The sequence below is a fragment of the Methylococcus mesophilus genome, from assembly GCF_026247885.1.
Taxonomy (GTDB): Bacteria; Pseudomonadota; Gammaproteobacteria; order Methylococcales; family Methylococcaceae; genus Methylococcus; species Methylococcus mesophilus.
Genome location: NZ_CP110921.1, coordinates 595,779 through 611,528, shown reverse-complemented (window position 1 = coordinate 611,528; position 15,750 = coordinate 595,779). Strand labels below are relative to the sequence as shown.

Here is a 15,750-nt window from a genome sequence, read left to right as displayed (position 1 = left end):
GGCTATGCGCGTTAACTCTGCCAAGAAGATGGCCCTGTTTGTAGTCCTCCCCGGATTGTATCTATTCTGTCTTCTTTTCTTGATCTCGTTGTATCCGTCACCATCCCGGCAGGCGGCAGTGCCGGAAGAATTGCGGGCGAAGGCCGAGGTCATCGGTTTTCCAGGGGTGCGCCACACTCTGGAATCGGAATCGCTGATATTGTTGGATTTGTTCGAAAGCGAGGTGGGGATCGAAGGGACCGGAAAGCAGGATCTGAGCTTAATGGGTACGGGAAAATATCAGCCTGTCAATATGTTGGCATTATCTTCAGGTTCAGATGGCGGCGCTTACGGAGCAGGTTTCCTGAGCGGTTGGACGGTTGCGGGCAACCGGCCTCAGTTCGATGTGGTGTCGGGAGTCAGTACGGGCGCTCTGATCGCGCCGTTTGCGTTTCTCGGTTCTGAGTATGATGGTACACTCGAAACCGTTTACACAAATAGTTATTCGGGAAAGATTTTTGCTTGGCGCAATATTGTTGCGTCGTTGTTCGACGACGCAGTCGCCGACACTTCTCCTCTGCGCGATACGATCGATCGTTATATCACCCGCGAGCTTTTGAATAAGATTGCAGATCAATATAAAAATGGGCGCCTGCTGGTCGTTACAACCACCAATCTGGATTCCCGTCGCACGGTTGTCTGGAACATGACGAAAATTGCCTCGTTCGCCGCCGGCGGCAACAGGACGGCTTTGGGGCTTTTCCGGAAAGTGTTGCTGGCATCTGCGTCGATTCCGGGAGTGTTTCCTCCAGTAATGTTTACGGTAGAGGCAGGAGGAAAGCGTTATGAAGAAATGCATGCCGACGGCGGCATAATTACGCAGATGTTTGTTTATCCACCCTGGCTCGTCGAGAGCGGCATTAGCGAGCTTTCCGACATTGTCAGGGAGCGCAGGCTCTATCTGATCCGGAATGCGCGACACGAGCCGCGGGCAATGGACGTCAGTCGAAAAACTGTCGATATTCTAGCTCGCGCCATGCGGATCTTGATCTTCTCCAGGGGGGTCACCGATCTCTATAGGATATATTTGACGGCTAAGCAACATGGCGTTGAATATAACTTGGCATATGTTCCTGAGAGCTTTGACGCACACCATGACGGTTATTTCGATCAGGAATACATGCGTAGGCTGTATGCTTTCGGCTTCAATGAAGCGAAAAATGGCTATCGCTGGCACAAGCACCCTTGGCTGCATGGAGCGATGCCGAGTGACGGCGTCGTAGACGATCGGGTGGAGCGGCCTTAACAGGCTATTGATTTTCTCGGCCCAAGAAGCGGCAGAAGCTCGCTGGATTGAGCGCCGAAAATTGCCAACGGATTGTTTTGCATGGTCGAATATCGTTATTCCAACAGGCCGTGGAATGTCCATGCGCGGCGTTGACTTGACCCAAGCAGAACTGTTCAGCTACCCGATCTGCGAAGACAGGACTCCCAGGGACCCTCCCCCGTATGCGCCGTGCCGTGGTCGGCATCCTGCTGACCGCGCGGGATTCGGAACTCGGTGCCCTCTACGCCCGGACGGGTCGGGCATGGATTCCAGCGGAATGCCTGTTACGCACCGGCCTGATGCAGGTCTTGTTCTCCGTTTGCTCCGAACGGCAGTGGGTTCAAATCGTGAACCGGCTCTCAGAGCGAAACTCCGACTCGGCGGCGGGCATCCAGGCAATTCGCGCTGCCTCGGGCGAAATCCCGGCAGGTGCGGGGACGGTCTTCATAAATACGGCAGGCATAGGATTCAGCCGGAACGTGGCCACCCGCCAGGGCGGCGCAGCGCTCGCCATCGCGGCGCAGTTTCCGGCGGTTCCCGGCAGCGATGACCAGTTCAGGATGCAGGCGGACAACCGGTTCGCGCGCCGATATTTCCACCGCTTGGTAGGCTTCCCGGCAGCAGGCGCCGCAAGTGAGGCAATCGAGCTCCCCGGCAGGCTCCCAGCGCATGCAGGCCGGCGCGTCGGGGGCGATGCGCACTTTCGGTGCGTGCCGGCAGCGAATCCCCTGGCGCTCGGCGTATGACCACGCGCAACCGGCGCAGCCGTTGTCCGGCCGATAGAGAGCGACGGCGGCATGGCCCGCCGGATGCAAAGGGGGAGGCGGTACGGCCGTGCCCCACAGAGACGGCATTCCCCCCTCGCCGGCGTCATCGCTCCTGACGTAGCCGGGGACGACGCTGGCAACGGCCGCGGTCGCCGCCAGGGCGGCCTGAAGGTGCGGCGCCCACCGCGGCTGCGAAGCGCGCCAGGCCGCCAGCCGTGCGGCGACGCAGGAAGGTTCGCGGCGGCCGCCTTTGTCCGCCGGCGCTGCCATCGGATCGTCGCCGAGGGCGGGCCAGAATTTGACGCGAAAGTCGGTGGTGGGGGCGAAGAAATCGCGCAGGCCTATGCTGTCGGAGAGATAAGCCTGGAGCCGCAGGCAGGCTTGCTCGTGCCACAGATGGCGGTTGCTGGTGTTGTCCAGTCCCCAATCCACCTGGGCTTCGCCGGCCTCGCCCTCGACCAGCGCATGGCACAACTCGTGGAAGATCATCTGGGCGAGAGAGTCGTCCGGGTCGAGCAAGTCATCGCTGCCGATCAGGATCGTGCCGCGCCCATCGGTGGATGCGTAGACATCGGGGCTGCGCGCGATGCGGAAGCCTACGTTTTCGGCGCAGGCGATCCAGATCCGCGCCAGAGGGTCTTGGTAACGGTGATGGGGCTGGCGCAGGAATGCGGTCATGTGCCGGAAGCGACTGTGCGCACGGAAAGGAGCAATGCGGAAAGCGAGGATTGCCGATGCCGTCAAACGGCGGTAGGGGGGAACAGCGTCATCATGACGCTGTAGCTGCCCGCCACATACGCGACGGCAAGCAGCAAGCCGGTAGTCCAGGGTTTGGACAACGCGTGCCGGAGGATGTGCGCAACGACGGCGACGTGCCAGAGCATCATGCCGAACAGGATGAGATGGATGCCGGCGGCGTCGGGAACTGCAAGGGTCCAGCCCACCAAGGGGATGGCGGGCGCGCTGATGACGACGTCGCTGCCGAGCATGGCGGTCGCCGTCTTCTGCCAGCGCGGCGTTTTCTTGAAGAGAGCCAGCAGCAGCCAGACGAATCCGAGGAGCATCGCCAGTTCCGCCAGCGACTCGACGACAGCCGGCAGCCAGTCCACTTCCAGCCCCAGCAGGATGAAGCCGACCATGAGGTAGGTGCACGCGGTGAGCCACAACAGTAGCATCGACGGCGGGATATCTTGCGGACCTTTGCGGAACAGGCAGATTTCGATGAACAGTCGGATCAGCGGCATGCGGTGTCTTCTCCGGATTCAGGCCATGTCGGCCAGGACCTGGGCCTGTTCCAGCGCCTCGGTGGCGGCATACCAGGCCGCTTCGGCCCGGGCCAGTGACTCTTCCGCCTTGGCCTTGTCCAGCAGCAGCAGTTTGAGCCGGTCCTTGGCTTCATCGGCGTAAACGGCGGGATCGGCCAACTGCGCCTCGAGTTCGTTCCGCCGTGTCGAACATCGCTCCAGCTCCGCTTCGGCACGTTCGAGCTGCAGGCGCAAAGGCCGGAGCTGCTGGCGTCTTTCGGCGTCGGCCCGCCGGGTTTCGCGGCGGGAAGATCCGGCGTCGCGGCGACCGTCGGCGGCAGGGGATTCGATAGCGTTACGGCTGCGCAGCCAGACGCGGTAATCGTCCAGATCGCCGTCGAAAGGGGCGACCCGGCCGTCGGCGACCAGGAAGAAATTGTCGGCTACTGCCCGCAACAGGTAGCTGTCGTGGGAAACCAGTACAGCCGCGCCTTCGAAATCCTGCAGCGCTCGGATCAGCGCCAGGCGCATTTCCAGGTCCAGATGATTGGTCGGTTCGTCCAGCAGCAGGAGGTTGGGGCGCTGGTAAACGATCAGAGCCAGCACCAGGCGGGCCTTCTCGCCGCCCGAAAACCCGGCAACGGGCTCGAAAGTCCGTTCGCCGCTGAAGCCGAAGCCGCCGAGGAAATCGCGGATGTCCTTTTCCGCAGCCTTTTCGTCCAGCCGCTGGACATGGAAGATCGCGTTTTCCTCGGGACGCAGCAGCTCCAGCTGATGCTGGGCGAAATAACCCAGCCGCAGTTCGCCGGAAACTCTGCGGTCGCCGTTGAGCGGCGGCTGCAGCCCCGCCAGCAGCCGGATCAAGGTCGATTTGCCGGCCCCGTTGCGGCCCAGCAATCCGACCCGGTCGCCCGGCATCAGCGACAGCCCGACGTTTTCCAAGAGCGGAACGCCTTCGTATCCCACCGCCACGCCTTCGGCCTGCAGCAATGGACGGGGTAGCTTTTCCGGCGGGCGGAAGGCGAATTCGAAGGGTGAATCCACGTGGGCCAGCGAAATGACCTCCATCTTCGCCAGCAGCTTGAGCCGGCTCTGGGCCTGGCGCGCCTTGGTCGCCTTAGCCCGGAACCGGTCGACGAAACCCTGCAGGCGTCCGATCTCGGTCTGCTGTCTGCGGAAGGCCGCCTGGTTCTGGGCCAGCCGCTGGGCCCGGGCCTGTTCGAAGGCGGAGAAATTGCCGGTGTTCAGGACCACTTCGCCGTTTTCGATGTGGAGGATGTGGTCGGCCAGTCCGTCGAGAAAGTCGCGGTCGTGCGAGACGAACAGCAGGGTGCCGGGATAGGCCGCCAGCCACTCCTGCAGCCACAGCACGGCGTCGAGGTCGAGGTGGTTGGTCGGCTCGTCCAGCAGCAGGAGGTCCGAGCGGCACATCAGCGCCCGGGCCAGCGCGAGGCGCATGCGCCAGCCGCCGGAGAAGGCGTCGACCGGACGCTCCCCATCGCCCGCCGCAAACCCTAAACCCGCGATCAGCCGCCCGGCGTTGGCCCTGGCCTGGTAGCCGCCGATGGCTTCATAGCGGGCGTGGGCGCGGGCGAGCGCGAGGCCGTCTTCCGAAGCTTCTGCCGCCGCGATCTCGCGCTCGACTTCGCGCAGTTCGGCGTCGCCGTCCATGACGAACTCGATCGCCGCCCGTGCGTCCGTCGGCGTCTCCTGAGCGACGTGTGCGATGACCCAGTTCGGCGGAAGCCGAACTTCGCCGGTGTCGGCTTGGCCGCTGCCTGTCACCAGCTTGAACAGACTGGACTTGCCGACCCCATTGGCGCCGGTCACGCCGACCTTGTGGCCCGGGAAGATGCTGAACGATGCGTGCTCGAACAGTATCCGGCCGCCGATCCTCAGGGTGACGTCGCGAAATTCGATCATCGTGAAAGGTGCGGCCGCTTCAGTCCGCGGCGGCGATCCGTTCGTCCGCAGCCCGCACGAAGTCGCGCAGCTTGGCGGCATTGGCCGTGGCCCGGGGTACGATCAGGGCCGCGTCGATCGCCACGAAAATGAATGCGTACTTATCGGTCAGTTCGATCCTCAGGATTTCGCTCCAGGGAATCCGGCTTTCCTCGCCGTCCAGCTTCTTTTCGATCAGTGCGTCCTTGGCTACGCTCAGGCGGTAGCGGCCCAGGATGCGCCGCTTGTCTTCGTCCGAGTACATGGTTAGCAACTGCTTGCGCGTGGTCCAGCGCATGTAGGCGGGAACCAGGAAACCCCAGGCCAGTGCGACGACGCCGACGTAGGCCGCGGACACCAGGTCCTTGTAATAGAACCAGAGAAACAACGAAATGGCGACGAAGAAGGCAGGGATCGTCGACTGATGCCGTTGCCGCCGTTTCTTCAGCGCCTTGGTTTCCCGTATCTGATATTCGCTGAAGGCCAGCAGGTCCTGTTCGCGCAGTTCGTATTCGATTTCGTTCATCTGTTGAGGTGTTCCGGTCGCCGATGTTGTAGTTTTCTTGCCGCGAGCGCCGCGGATCGGGCGTATATTCGAATGTGGCAGGATGTTTTTTGGAGCTGACTAGTATACGTAATTCTGTTTCAATTACGTACGACAACCATAATGGCCCTGAAGGGCCGCGTCCTGGGAGATAGGGAAATGAAAGGTCAACCTGAAGTGATAACGGCGCTGAATCGGCTGCTGGCTGGCGAGCTTGCCGCCATCGACCAGTATTTCATCCACGCGATGATGTACCGGGATTGGGGGTTTCATGCCTTGCATGAGCACACCGCCCACGAAATGCAGGAGGAGCAGGCGCACGCCAGTGCGCTGATCAAGCGCATCCTGTTCCTGGAGGGGATTCCGGACGTGGCCACCCGCGACCCGATCCACGTCGGCCGGAACGTCCCGGAGATGCTGAAAAGCGACCTCGGCGTCGAATATGCCGTGATCGGCCATTTGCGCGAGGTGATCGGCCTGTGCGAAGAGAACGGCGACTACGAGACCCGGCGGATCCTGCAGGTGCTGCTCGACGACACCGAGGAGGACCACTGCCTGTGGCTGGAGACCCAGCTTCGGCTGATCGAGAACATCGGCCTGGAGAACTATCTGCAAAGCCAAATGGAAGAAGGGGCTTAGGCACAGCTTCGACCGCCGGATCGGGAAATGCTGATGTCCCGATTCGGAAACAAAATTTCTTCCGATTCTTGTTTGAGAAACGTTCTCAGTTCTGCTAGTCTAAGCTCGTACCCAGTTTTTGAGGTCCATGCTTATGTATGTCTGCATCTGTAGGAACGTCACTGAAACCCAGGTTCGGGAAGCCGTCGTTCGCCACGGCGCGTGCAATCTGCGCACGCTGCGGAAGCGTGTGGATACCTGCAGCCAGTGCGGAAAATGCGCGCTGGAGGTAAAGACACTCATCCAGGAAACCCTGGCAGAGAACGCCGTGTTGGAACAGCAGGACATGGCCGCCTGAGCATCCTCAGGATCGTCGGCGAACCTGGCGCCGCCGCGCGTGGCGGCGGCCAAACCTCTTCCTCAGACCGCGGATTCTCCCTCCGCTATCCGGCCGAGCACAGAGCGCTTCAGCCCATTCCTCACGGCCCAATCCGGCTCATTCCGAAAACGTAAAACGCCCTTCCGCGATCAGCTCTCCGAGCGGCCTGCGGGAATTCGGTATTTCGCGGCTGCGCAAGGCTTCTGGCAAGGCGGATTTGTCGGCTTGCCTGCCTATGGCGATGGCCGCTTCCAGTTGGTAGCCCCCCGGAATTCCCAGAATCGACCGTGCCTTGTCCCTGTCGTAGCCGCCGATGGCATGGGCATGCCAGCCGGAGAGCGATGCCTGCAAGGCCAGGCTGAGCCAGGCGGCCCCTGCGTCGAAGGCGTGGCTGGAGGCCGGTTGCGGCTCTGTCTTTCCGGGCGGAACGAAGGTCGTTTTGGACAGCAGGATCGCCAGGGCCGAGGCGCTTCGCGCCCATGAGCGGTTATATTCCGAAAGCAGTTCGAGAAACCTCGGCCAGCTGTCGCTGCCTTTCCTCGCGTAGATGAAGCGCCAGGGCTGCGAATTGTAGGCCGAAGGCGCCCAGCGTGCGGCTTCGAACAATGTGAGCAGGGTAGCCTCGTCGATCGCTTCGCCGGTGAACGCGCGGGGAGACCAGCGTTGGAAGAACAGGGCATCGACGGGATGCTCCGGGGTGCGGGGTTGGGACATGCATGTTTCCTGTGGAGTGAAAACGGGGACGGCGGGGTTCGGCGTCGAGCCCGCCGGAACTGGGCGGGCCGGGTTTCGGGTCAGGCTGCTTTCGCGCGCACGCCGAACTGGTTCTGCGGGCGGGCGAGCCCTAAGTTTTCGCGCAGGGTGCGGCCTTCGTACTCGGCACGGAACAGGCCGCGCCGCTGCAGTTCCGGGATCACCAGATCGACGAAGTCATCCAGCGCGCCGGGCAGGTACGGCGGCAGCACGTTGAAGCCGTCGGCGGCACCCTTTTCGAACCATTCCTGCAGATGATCGGCGATCTGCTCGGCCGACCCGACCAGGGTCCAGTGCCCGCGCGCGCCGGCGACCCATTGGTAGAGCTGGCGGATGGTAAAGCCGTGCTTGCGGGCGATGTCGATCATCATGCCCTGGCGGCTGACGATGCCCTTGGTGGCCGGCAGCTCCGGCAGCGGGCCGTCGAGCGGATACTGCGACAGATCGATCTCGCCGCCGGAAAGCCCGGACAGCAGGGCGAGCCCGGCATCGGGGTGGATCAGCTCCTGCAATTGTTCGTATTTGGCGCGGGCCTCGGCCTCGGTTCGGCCGACATAGGGAGACACCCCCGGCATGATCTTGAGCTGATCGGGCGTGCGTCCGTACTTGGCGAGGCGGCTCTTCACGTCCTTATAGAACGTCTGGGCGTCTTCCAGCGTCTGCTGGGCGGTGAAGATGACTTCGGCGGTCCGCGCCGCCAGTTCCTTGCCGGGCTCGGATTGGCCGGCCTGGACGATCACCGGATAGCCTTGCGGCGGCCGGGCGACGTTCAGCGGCCCCGCGACCTGGAAGTGTTTGCCCTTGTGGTTGGGTGCATGGACCTTGGCGGGATCGAAGAAGACGCCGGATTCCTTGTCTTTGACGATCGCGTCGTCCTCCCAGCTGTCCCACAGTTCCTTCACGGTGTCGACGAACTCGTTGGCGCGCTCGTAGCGTTGGGCATGTTCGAGCTGCTGGTCACGGTTGAAATTCTTCGCGGTGGCGTCGCCCGCCGAGGTCACCACGTTCCATCCCGCGCGTCCATTGCTGAGGTAATCGAGCGAAGCGAACTTCCGGGCGAGCTGGTAGGGCTCTTCGTAGGTGGTCGAGGCGGTGGCGATGAAGCCGATGTTTGTCGTGACGACGGAGAGCGCCGAAAACAGCGTGACCGGCTCGAAGGTAGCGCCCTTGTCGCTGCGTCCCTCGGACAGGTTGCCGCCGAAGTTCGCCGCGAGGCCGTCGGCGAGGAACATCGCGTCGAATTTGCCCCGCTCGGCGGTCTGCACGATCCGCTTGTAATGTTCCAGATTGAGTCCGCCGTCGGCCTGGGCATCGGGATGGCGCCAGGCGGCCACGTGCTGGCCTGCGCCGGGAATGAAGGCACCGAGTCTGAGTTTGCGGTCGGTCATGGTTGGCTCCTCTTATCAGCATTGATGTCCGGAAGGGATATCCGGTGCAGCCGCTTCCGCAAGAACCGCGCCTGATGCAGTGATGGCTGTTTCCGCAGCTTTATAGCGTCGTGTTGGCGGTTAAGCTGCTGAATCAGCAACAGTGCTGCTTGACGGCTGTTGAATGAGGCGCAGCTAACCGGCTCGAGCCAGCAGGCTTTGGTAGACGCCGGGGTCGACGTTGCCGCCGCTGATGACGCAACACACCGAACGGTTCCGGAACCGCTCCGGTTCGGCGAGCAGTGCACCGATACTCAAGGCCGCAGTGGGTTCGGCCTTGAGATTAGCCAGTTCGAACAGCAGGCGCAGTCCTTCTGCGATCGCCCATTCCGGGATTTCCACGATTCCGGCCATTTCCTTCCGCAATATCTCCCAGTTGCACCGCCCCAGGCTGAGCGTGCGGGCGCCGTCGGCGAGGCTCTGCGGCTCGCAAGCGTTGGCGACGATGCGGCCGAGTTGCAGCGAGCGTGCCGCGTCATTGGCGAGCAGGGGCTCCGCACCCAGCACCGGCACCCGGCTCCCGGCCTGGCGCAGCCCCTGGATCAGCCCCGCGCTCAACCCGCCGCCGCCGACCGGCGCGAGGACGCAATCGAGTTCGCGGTCCAGGTTCGCGATCTCGGTACCTAGGCTGGCGTTGCCTTCGATCACAAAAGGATCGTCGTAAGCGCTGGCAACATAGGCTAGCGGAAATGCCTCGGCCAGCTCGGCCACGCGTTCGGCCCGGCTCCTGGTGTTTACGTCGACCAGTTCCACGGTGGCGCCGTAGTCCCTGACCGCTTCGATCTTCACTGCCGCCGCCGTGGCGGGCATGACCACGATCGCGCGCTTTCCCAGCAAGCCGCAGGCATAGGCCAGGGCCTGGCCGAAGTTGCCGGAGGAGGCCGTGACGATCAGTTCCTGCGGCACTTTCGATGCGAGGTTGTAGGCGGCGCGGAACTTGAAGCTGCCGGTGTGCTGGAAGGTCTCGCTGACCAGGGCCACGCGGGCTTTCAAGCGCCGGGACAGACGCTCGGATTCGACCAGCGTCGTGTGGCGTACGGCCTCGTGCAGAGGCCTGGGTTCTCCTTTCATCTATCTCTCCAAAATCAAGGCGTTGCTGCTGCTGTGGGGACAGCTCGGCAACATGGGGTGTTCTCCGCCGACCAGCGTCATGGACTCAGAATCGACGAAGTCTCATATAAAACAATGCGTTATAGATTGGCATCGATCCTGCGATAGGTGGTTATAACCGGCCAACCCGCCGGCCAAGACCGTCGCCGCAAGCCATTCCGGAAAGATCCACCCAGGCCCAGCGGGCGACGCCGACTGACCGCAAGGCGCATGGCCGGATTCGGCCCCGCCGAGAAAGCAGGAGACCACTGATGAGCCATATTCCTTCGTATCGCGAGTTTCAGAAGAAACCCTCGCCGTCGCTCGCCATCCGCGAACGGCTGAACCACAAGGTCATCGACACGGACGTCCATACCATCGAATACACGCCGCTGCTGGAAGAATACATCGCCGACGTGGGCGGCGCGGCTGCGGTGGACCAGTTTCGCAGCGCCATCGCTCGCGGTTTCGGCTATCTGGGCAATGCCTGGTACGACCAGTCCTGGGAGGAGCGCCGCAATAAGCGTTCCACCCGTCCGCCGTGGTGGGCGTTGCCGACCAGGAACACCCTGGACCTGGCGACGGTGACCCTGCCGGAGCTGCTGAGCGAGCGTCTGCAGGAAGCGGGCATCGACTTCGGCGTGCTGTACCCGAACGTCGCTACTTTCGCCCCCCACATCGGCAATCCCGAGTTGCGCCGGGTGGTGGTGAGGGCGGTGAACCGCTTCAACGCCGACCTGTTCCGCGAATATTCGGATCGGGTCACCCCGGTGGCAGCCATTCCGCTGCACGATCCGCAGGAAGGCATCGAGGAGCTGGAGTACGCGATCAACGAGCTGGGCCTGAAAGCGGCGCTGATTCCGGGCTATGTCAACCGTCCTATCAAGGCGCTGGCGGACAAGTATCCGCGCGACCAGCATCCGGAAGTGGCTCAGAACGGCTGGTGGGTGGACACCTATGGCCTGGACAGCGAGCACGACTACGATCCGTTCTGGGCCAAGGCGGTGGAGCTGAAGGTGGTCCTGACCACCCACTCCGCCGGCATGGGCTGGACCGCCCGCCGCTCGCCATCCAACTACATGTACAACCATATCGGCCATTTCGCCGATGCCTCGCATGCTCTCGCGAAGTCGCTGTTCTTCGGCGGCGTGACCCGGCGCTTCCCCGACCTTCGCGTGGGCCTGCTGGAAGGCGGCGCGGCCTGGGGCGCGAACCTGTACGCCGACCTGGTCGGGCACTGGGAGAAACGCAACGGCCAGGCTATCCAGAACTACAACCCCGCCAACGTTGACCAGGAGCTGCTCGTCAAGCTGTTCGAGCGCTATGGTTCCAAGCTCACCAAGGGCAAGCCGCTGCAGGACGGCGGCAACCTGATCGGCGGCGCGCTGGGACGGGCCAACAATCTGCGCGACCAGGACCCGAACGCCCTGGACGACTTCATCGCCGCCGGCATCGAGAAGGTCGAGGACATCGCCGCGCGCTTCGTCCCCAATTTCTATTTCGGCGCCGAGGCGGACGATCCGACCGTGACCTTCGCCTTCAACGAGAAGGCGCTGGGCACCCGGCTGAATGCCTTCTGGGCCTCCGACAGCGGCCACTGGGATGTGCCGGACCTGACCCAGGTGCTGTCCGATACCTACCGCCTGGTCGAGAACGGCGCGCTGTCGGAGCAGGATTTCCGCGACCTGGTGTACACCAACCCCTACAACTTCTACGCCGGCAAGAACCCGGATTTCTTCAAGGGAACCGCCATCGACGGCGGCGTCGCCGTGGTGAAGAAAGCCGCCTAAGCGGCCCATGAAACGGGACCGGCCGACCGAGGGAGCGGCCGGCCATCCGATACTTCCAGAGGTTATTCGCAAATGTTGATTGCACAGCGCACAAACAGGACGGGTACTGCGCTAGTCCTAAAAACGGTCGGGTACGCGGGATTGGCGGTCGCCGCAACGCTGTCCAGGGGAGCGTATGCCGAATCGAAAGACTCCGAGCTCGCCGAACTGAAGAAGCAGATTCAGCTACTGACGAGCACCGTCGTCACGCTGCAGAAGCGGGTGGAAAAGGCCGAGTCCACGGCATCCAAGGCGGAGACTCAGACGACCAAATTGCACAGCCGGGTGGAAAAGGCGGAGTCCTCAGCGGCCAAGGCCGAGAGCCAGACCGCGGAACTCAGCACCAGGGTGGAGAACACCGAGAGCCAGGTGGCCCAGGTCGCGCCGGGGGGCGCGCCGCCGGCGACCCAGGACGACATCCAGGGCATCCAGTCGGACCTGGAAAGCTTCAAATGGCAATGGCAGCGCGAGCGCGAGACCCACACCGCGCTCAGCACCCGCAACTTGACCATCGGCGGTATCGTGCAGGCCGGGTACGAATGGAACCAGTCCAATCTGTCGTATTCGCCGGCCAACAGCGTCAATGCCAACAACTCTTTCTACATCAACACCGCATTGCTGCGGTTCACCGGCAACCTGTACCGCGATTACGAGGAAGGCCGCAACCTGGAGTACCAGATCAGTACCGGTGTCTCACCCCAGACCGGGTCGCCTTCGTTCAACCTGCTCGACGCCCAGATCAGCTACAACTTTCTGCCTACCATCAACCAGGAGTCTGAACGCCTCAAGTTCACCCTCGGCCAGCAGCTGATTCCATTCGGCATCGAGGTCAACGCGACGGAAGACCTGAAACCCTTGATCCGCAACGCGATGTGGACCCAGCCGGGGACCACGGGCCTCGGCGACCGCCAGATCGGCGCCTTTGTCCGCGGCGACGCATTTCCGCAGGTCGACTACGGTGCCAACTACCGCGCACCCATCCTCGAATACGCGGTCGGCGTGTTCAACGGCAACGGCCCGAACAAGCTGGACAACAACCGCATGAAGGACTGGATGGGGCGTCTGGCCCTCACCGCGCCGGTCGACTACAACTCCTGGTTCCGCGAACTCAAGATCGGCACGTCGGCCTACTTCGGCACCCAGAACGTCCAGGAAACCTATTACTCGAATCCGACGACGAAGACCAAGGCGACCCAATACCTGGACAACGGCGACAGGAATCGCGTCGGCGTGGACCTTTCGTACAACCACCATCCGCTCGGCCTGACCTTCGAATGGGTTCACACCTGGGATACCACTTACCCCGGCGTGGCGCCCACCAAGAACGCATCGCCCTACACCGTCGTCCAGGAGGGTGAAGGTTACACCACCACCGTGTTCTACAACTTCGGCGCGCAGTTCGTGAAGAGCTACCGGGCGCAAGGGCGCTACGACGACTGGTGGCCCAAGACCTACCAGGTGTTCTTCCGCTGGGATACCTGGGATCCGAATATTCATTCCAGGAACGACAAGCTCACTTACCTGATTCCCGGCATCAACATCTTCTTCGCCGAGACCACCAAGCTTCAGCTGAACTACTACCACCAGACCCTGGAAGCGGACAAGCCGCGCAACGACGAGTTCTGGGCCCAGGTGCAGTTCGGCTTCTGAAGCAGGAGGGACAGGACATGAATGCGGTCTTGAAAGCGATGTTCGGAGCCCTGGCCGTTCTCGGCGGCCTCGGCGGCGCATCGGCCGAGGTGCCGAAGGAGATCAACATCGGCGTGGCTTCCATCGGCCTGGGCGGACGTCCCTATGTCGGCAGTTCGGTGGCCGCCGTGGCCCATGTGAAGGGCTGGCTGGAGGAGGAGTTCAAGGCGGATGGCATCCGGGTCAACTGGCATTTCTTCAAGACCGCGGGTCCCGGCGTGAACGAGGCTTACACCAACGGCAAGTTGGATTTCGCCTGGCAGGGCGACCTGCCCCAGCTCATCGGCCGGGCCAGCGGACTGAAGACCCGGCTCATCCTGGGCGCGAGCCGCCGTCAGTACTTTTACCTCGCGGCGCGGAAGGACTCGACGGCCAAGGGCATCGGCGACATCAAGGGCCGCAGCGTGGCGATCCAGAAGGGCACCTGCCCGCATCTGTCGGTCGCCCGCCTGCTCGCCGCCCACGGCTTCAAGGAGAAGGACCTCAAGGTCTACAACCTGGACGCGCTGGCCGCGGTCTCCGCCCTGAGCAGCGGGGACCTGGAACTGGCGTTCGGCTCCTTCAACCTGCTCCCGGTCCGCGATCAGGGGCTGGTGAAGATCATCTATTCCGGCGCCGAGGACGGCGGCAAATACGGCTGCTCCACCGGATTCACGGTCACCGAAGGCTTCGCGGACCGTCACCCCGATCTCACCCGCCGGGTGGTCAAGATCCTGGTCAAGGCTGCTCACTGGGCCGCCCAGCCGGAGAACCGGGCGGAGTTGTACCAGATATGGGCAAAGTCGGGCGTCGAGGTCAAATACTTCCAGGAAGAGTGGGACAGCCAGGACCTCGAGCAGAAGTTTTCCCCCCTCATCGACGATTACCAGGTGAACCGCTATCGGGTCGCGCTGGATGACGCGAAGCAGTTCGGCCTGGTGCGGGGCAGCGTCGATTTCGACCGCTGGATCGACCGCAGCTACCTCGATGCGGCATTGGCGGAGCTGAAGCTGGGGGGGTTCTGGAAGCCCGAAGCCAGCGGCGGGAAGCCGTAGCAGGCTAAGCGATTTTTACACCAACACCACAAAGACTGAGATCGGAAACATGAGCATAAGAATCGAGTGGATATCCATCCTATTGGCGTTCTCCCTCATCCTCGTGGCCTACGACGGCGAGGCGGAGGACAAGCCGGAGGTCATAAATTTCGGCGTCGCCACGGTGGGCCAGGGTGGCCGGCCACAGGTGGGCGGCAGCTTCGTCGCGACGGCGCACGCCAAAGGGCTGCTGGAAGAGGAATTCAAGGCGGACGGCATCAAAGTGCGCTGGCATTTCTTCAAGACCGCGGGTCCCGGCGTCAATGAGGCGTACACCAACAACCTGCTCGACCTGGCCTGGCAGGGCGATCTGCCGCAGATCATCGGCAAAGCCAACGGTCTTCCGACCAAATTCATCATGGCGACGGGGCGCCGTGCCCAGATCTACGTGGCGGCGACGGAAGATTCCAGCGCCAGTTCGGTGAAAGACCTGGCCGGCCGCAAGGTCGCCATTTTCAAGGGGACCTGTCTCCAGCTCACGGCGGCGCGCATCCTGGAAGCCAACGGCATGTCCGAGAAGGATCTCAAGGTCTATAACATGGATACCGGCACGACGACCGCGGCACTCGCCAGCAAGGACATCGAGGCGGCTTTCGGCGGCAACCCCCTGTTCTCGGTCCGCGACCGGGGCCTCGCCAAGATCATCTACGATGCTCAGAAGGACAACGACGCCAAATACGGATGCTCGACCGGCGTTACGGTGACGGAGGAATTTGCCGAAAAGTATCCGGATATCACCAAGCGCGTCGTCAAGGTCCTGCTGAAGGCGGCCGACTGGAGCAACGATCCCAAGAACCGCACTCAGGTCTACCAGATCTGGGGAAAGTCCGGCTTCCCCTTCAAGTATTTCCAGCAGGACAACGACGGCCAGGACTTCGACGTCAAGCAGTCGCCGCTGCTGGACGAATATTTCATCGCCAGCTACCGCAAGGCCCTCAACGACGCCAAGCGCTTCGGCCTGGTGCGCAACGACATCGACTTGAACCAGTGGTTCGACCACACCTACCTGGACGCGGCGCTCAAGGAACTCAAGTACGAAAACCGCTGGAAGCCGGAGCAGGCTGAAGCCTGGCAATCCAAATAATGCGGCA

General features: G+C 62.6%; 14 protein-coding genes. 7 read left to right on the top strand and 7 right to left on the bottom strand.

Annotated features, from left to right (window positions below):
- The first annotated feature begins 4 nt into the window (after positions 1–4).
- Positions 5–1,285, top strand: a complete 1,281-nt coding sequence (locus tag OOT43_RS02910; RefSeq protein WP_266023187.1) for a patatin-like phospholipase family protein — start codon at positions 5–7, stop codon at positions 1,283–1,285.
- Positions 1,286–1,665: 380 nt separating this feature from the next.
- Here the strand turns inward: OOT43_RS02910 and OOT43_RS02905 are convergent, their stop codons facing one another.
- The 4 genes from OOT43_RS02905 to OOT43_RS02890 form a co-directional block, all read right to left on the bottom strand.
- Positions 1,666–2,751, bottom strand: a complete 1,086-nt coding sequence (locus OOT43_RS02905) for a YkgJ family cysteine cluster protein (RefSeq protein ID WP_266023186.1) — start codon at positions 2,749–2,751, stop codon at positions 1,666–1,668.
- Between the two features lie 62 nt (positions 2,752–2,813).
- Entirely contained in the window at positions 2,814–3,317 is a 504-nt protein-coding gene (locus OOT43_RS02900; protein WP_266023185.1) for a hypothetical protein, read from the bottom strand.
- An 18-nt stretch (positions 3,318–3,335) separates the two neighbouring features.
- On the bottom strand, positions 3,336–5,240 hold the full coding sequence (locus tag OOT43_RS02895; protein ID WP_266023184.1) for an ATP-binding cassette domain-containing protein: 1,905 nt from the start codon (positions 5,238–5,240) through the stop codon (positions 3,336–3,338).
- A gap of 19 nt (positions 5,241–5,259) precedes the next feature.
- A complete protein-coding gene (locus tag OOT43_RS02890; protein WP_266023183.1) occupies positions 5,260–5,784 on the bottom strand; it encodes a YcxB family protein in 525 nt (174 codons plus the stop codon).
- A 177-nt stretch (positions 5,785–5,961) separates the two neighbouring features.
- On the opposite strand from OOT43_RS02890, the gene bfr reads away from it, so the two are divergent.
- Together bfr and OOT43_RS02880 are read left to right on the top strand one after the other, a co-directional pair.
- A complete protein-coding gene (gene bfr / locus OOT43_RS02885) occupies positions 5,962–6,441 on the top strand; it encodes a bacterioferritin (protein ID WP_266023182.1) in 480 nt (159 codons plus the stop codon).
- Positions 6,442–6,574: 133 nt separating this feature from the next.
- Positions 6,575–6,778 carry a (2Fe-2S)-binding protein gene (locus OOT43_RS02880; RefSeq protein ID WP_266023181.1) on the top strand — a complete coding sequence of 68 codons (204 nt, stop codon included), beginning with the start codon at positions 6,575–6,577 and terminating at the stop codon, positions 6,776–6,778.
- A gap of 138 nt (positions 6,779–6,916) precedes the next feature.
- Here OOT43_RS02880 and OOT43_RS02875 read toward each other — a convergent pair whose 3' ends face one another.
- From OOT43_RS02875 to OOT43_RS02865, 3 genes are all read right to left on the bottom strand, one after another.
- The gene (locus tag OOT43_RS02875; protein WP_266023180.1) at positions 6,917–7,513 is read right to left on the bottom strand and encodes a nitroreductase family protein; all 597 of its coding nucleotides are present in this window, start codon (positions 7,511–7,513) and stop codon (positions 6,917–6,919) included.
- Between the two features lie 80 nt (positions 7,514–7,593).
- Complete coding sequence (locus tag OOT43_RS02870) at positions 7,594–8,940, bottom strand: LLM class flavin-dependent oxidoreductase (protein WP_266023179.1); 1,347 nt, start codon at positions 8,938–8,940, stop codon at positions 7,594–7,596.
- Between the two features lie 174 nt (positions 8,941–9,114).
- Positions 9,115–10,050, bottom strand: coding sequence for a threonine ammonia-lyase (locus OOT43_RS02865; protein WP_266023178.1), 936 nt, complete (start codon positions 10,048–10,050; stop codon positions 9,115–9,117).
- 290 nt (positions 10,051–10,340) lie between these two features.
- Between OOT43_RS02865 and OOT43_RS02860 the strand changes: the two genes are divergently transcribed.
- The 4 genes from OOT43_RS02860 to OOT43_RS02845 all read left to right on the top strand — a co-directional run bounded on the left by OOT43_RS02860 (position 10,341) and on the right by OOT43_RS02845 (position 15,743).
- Positions 10,341–11,858, top strand: a complete 1,518-nt coding sequence (locus tag OOT43_RS02860) for an amidohydrolase family protein (protein WP_266023177.1) — start codon at positions 10,341–10,343, stop codon at positions 11,856–11,858.
- A gap of 141 nt (positions 11,859–11,999) precedes the next feature.
- Positions 12,000–13,547 (top strand): hypothetical protein, encoded by a 1,548-nt coding sequence (locus OOT43_RS02855; protein WP_266023176.1) that lies wholly within the window; start codon positions 12,000–12,002, stop codon positions 13,545–13,547.
- Positions 13,548–13,564: 17 nt separating this feature from the next.
- Positions 13,565–14,620, top strand: coding sequence for an ABC transporter substrate-binding protein (locus tag OOT43_RS02850; protein ID WP_266023175.1), 1,056 nt, complete (start codon positions 13,565–13,567; stop codon positions 14,618–14,620).
- Positions 14,621–14,669: 49 nt separating this feature from the next.
- Positions 14,670–15,743 carry an ABC transporter substrate-binding protein gene (locus tag OOT43_RS02845; protein WP_266023174.1) on the top strand — a complete coding sequence of 358 codons (1,074 nt, stop codon included), beginning with the start codon at positions 14,670–14,672 and terminating at the stop codon, positions 15,741–15,743.
- The last annotated feature ends 7 nt before the right edge of the window (positions 15,744–15,750 follow it).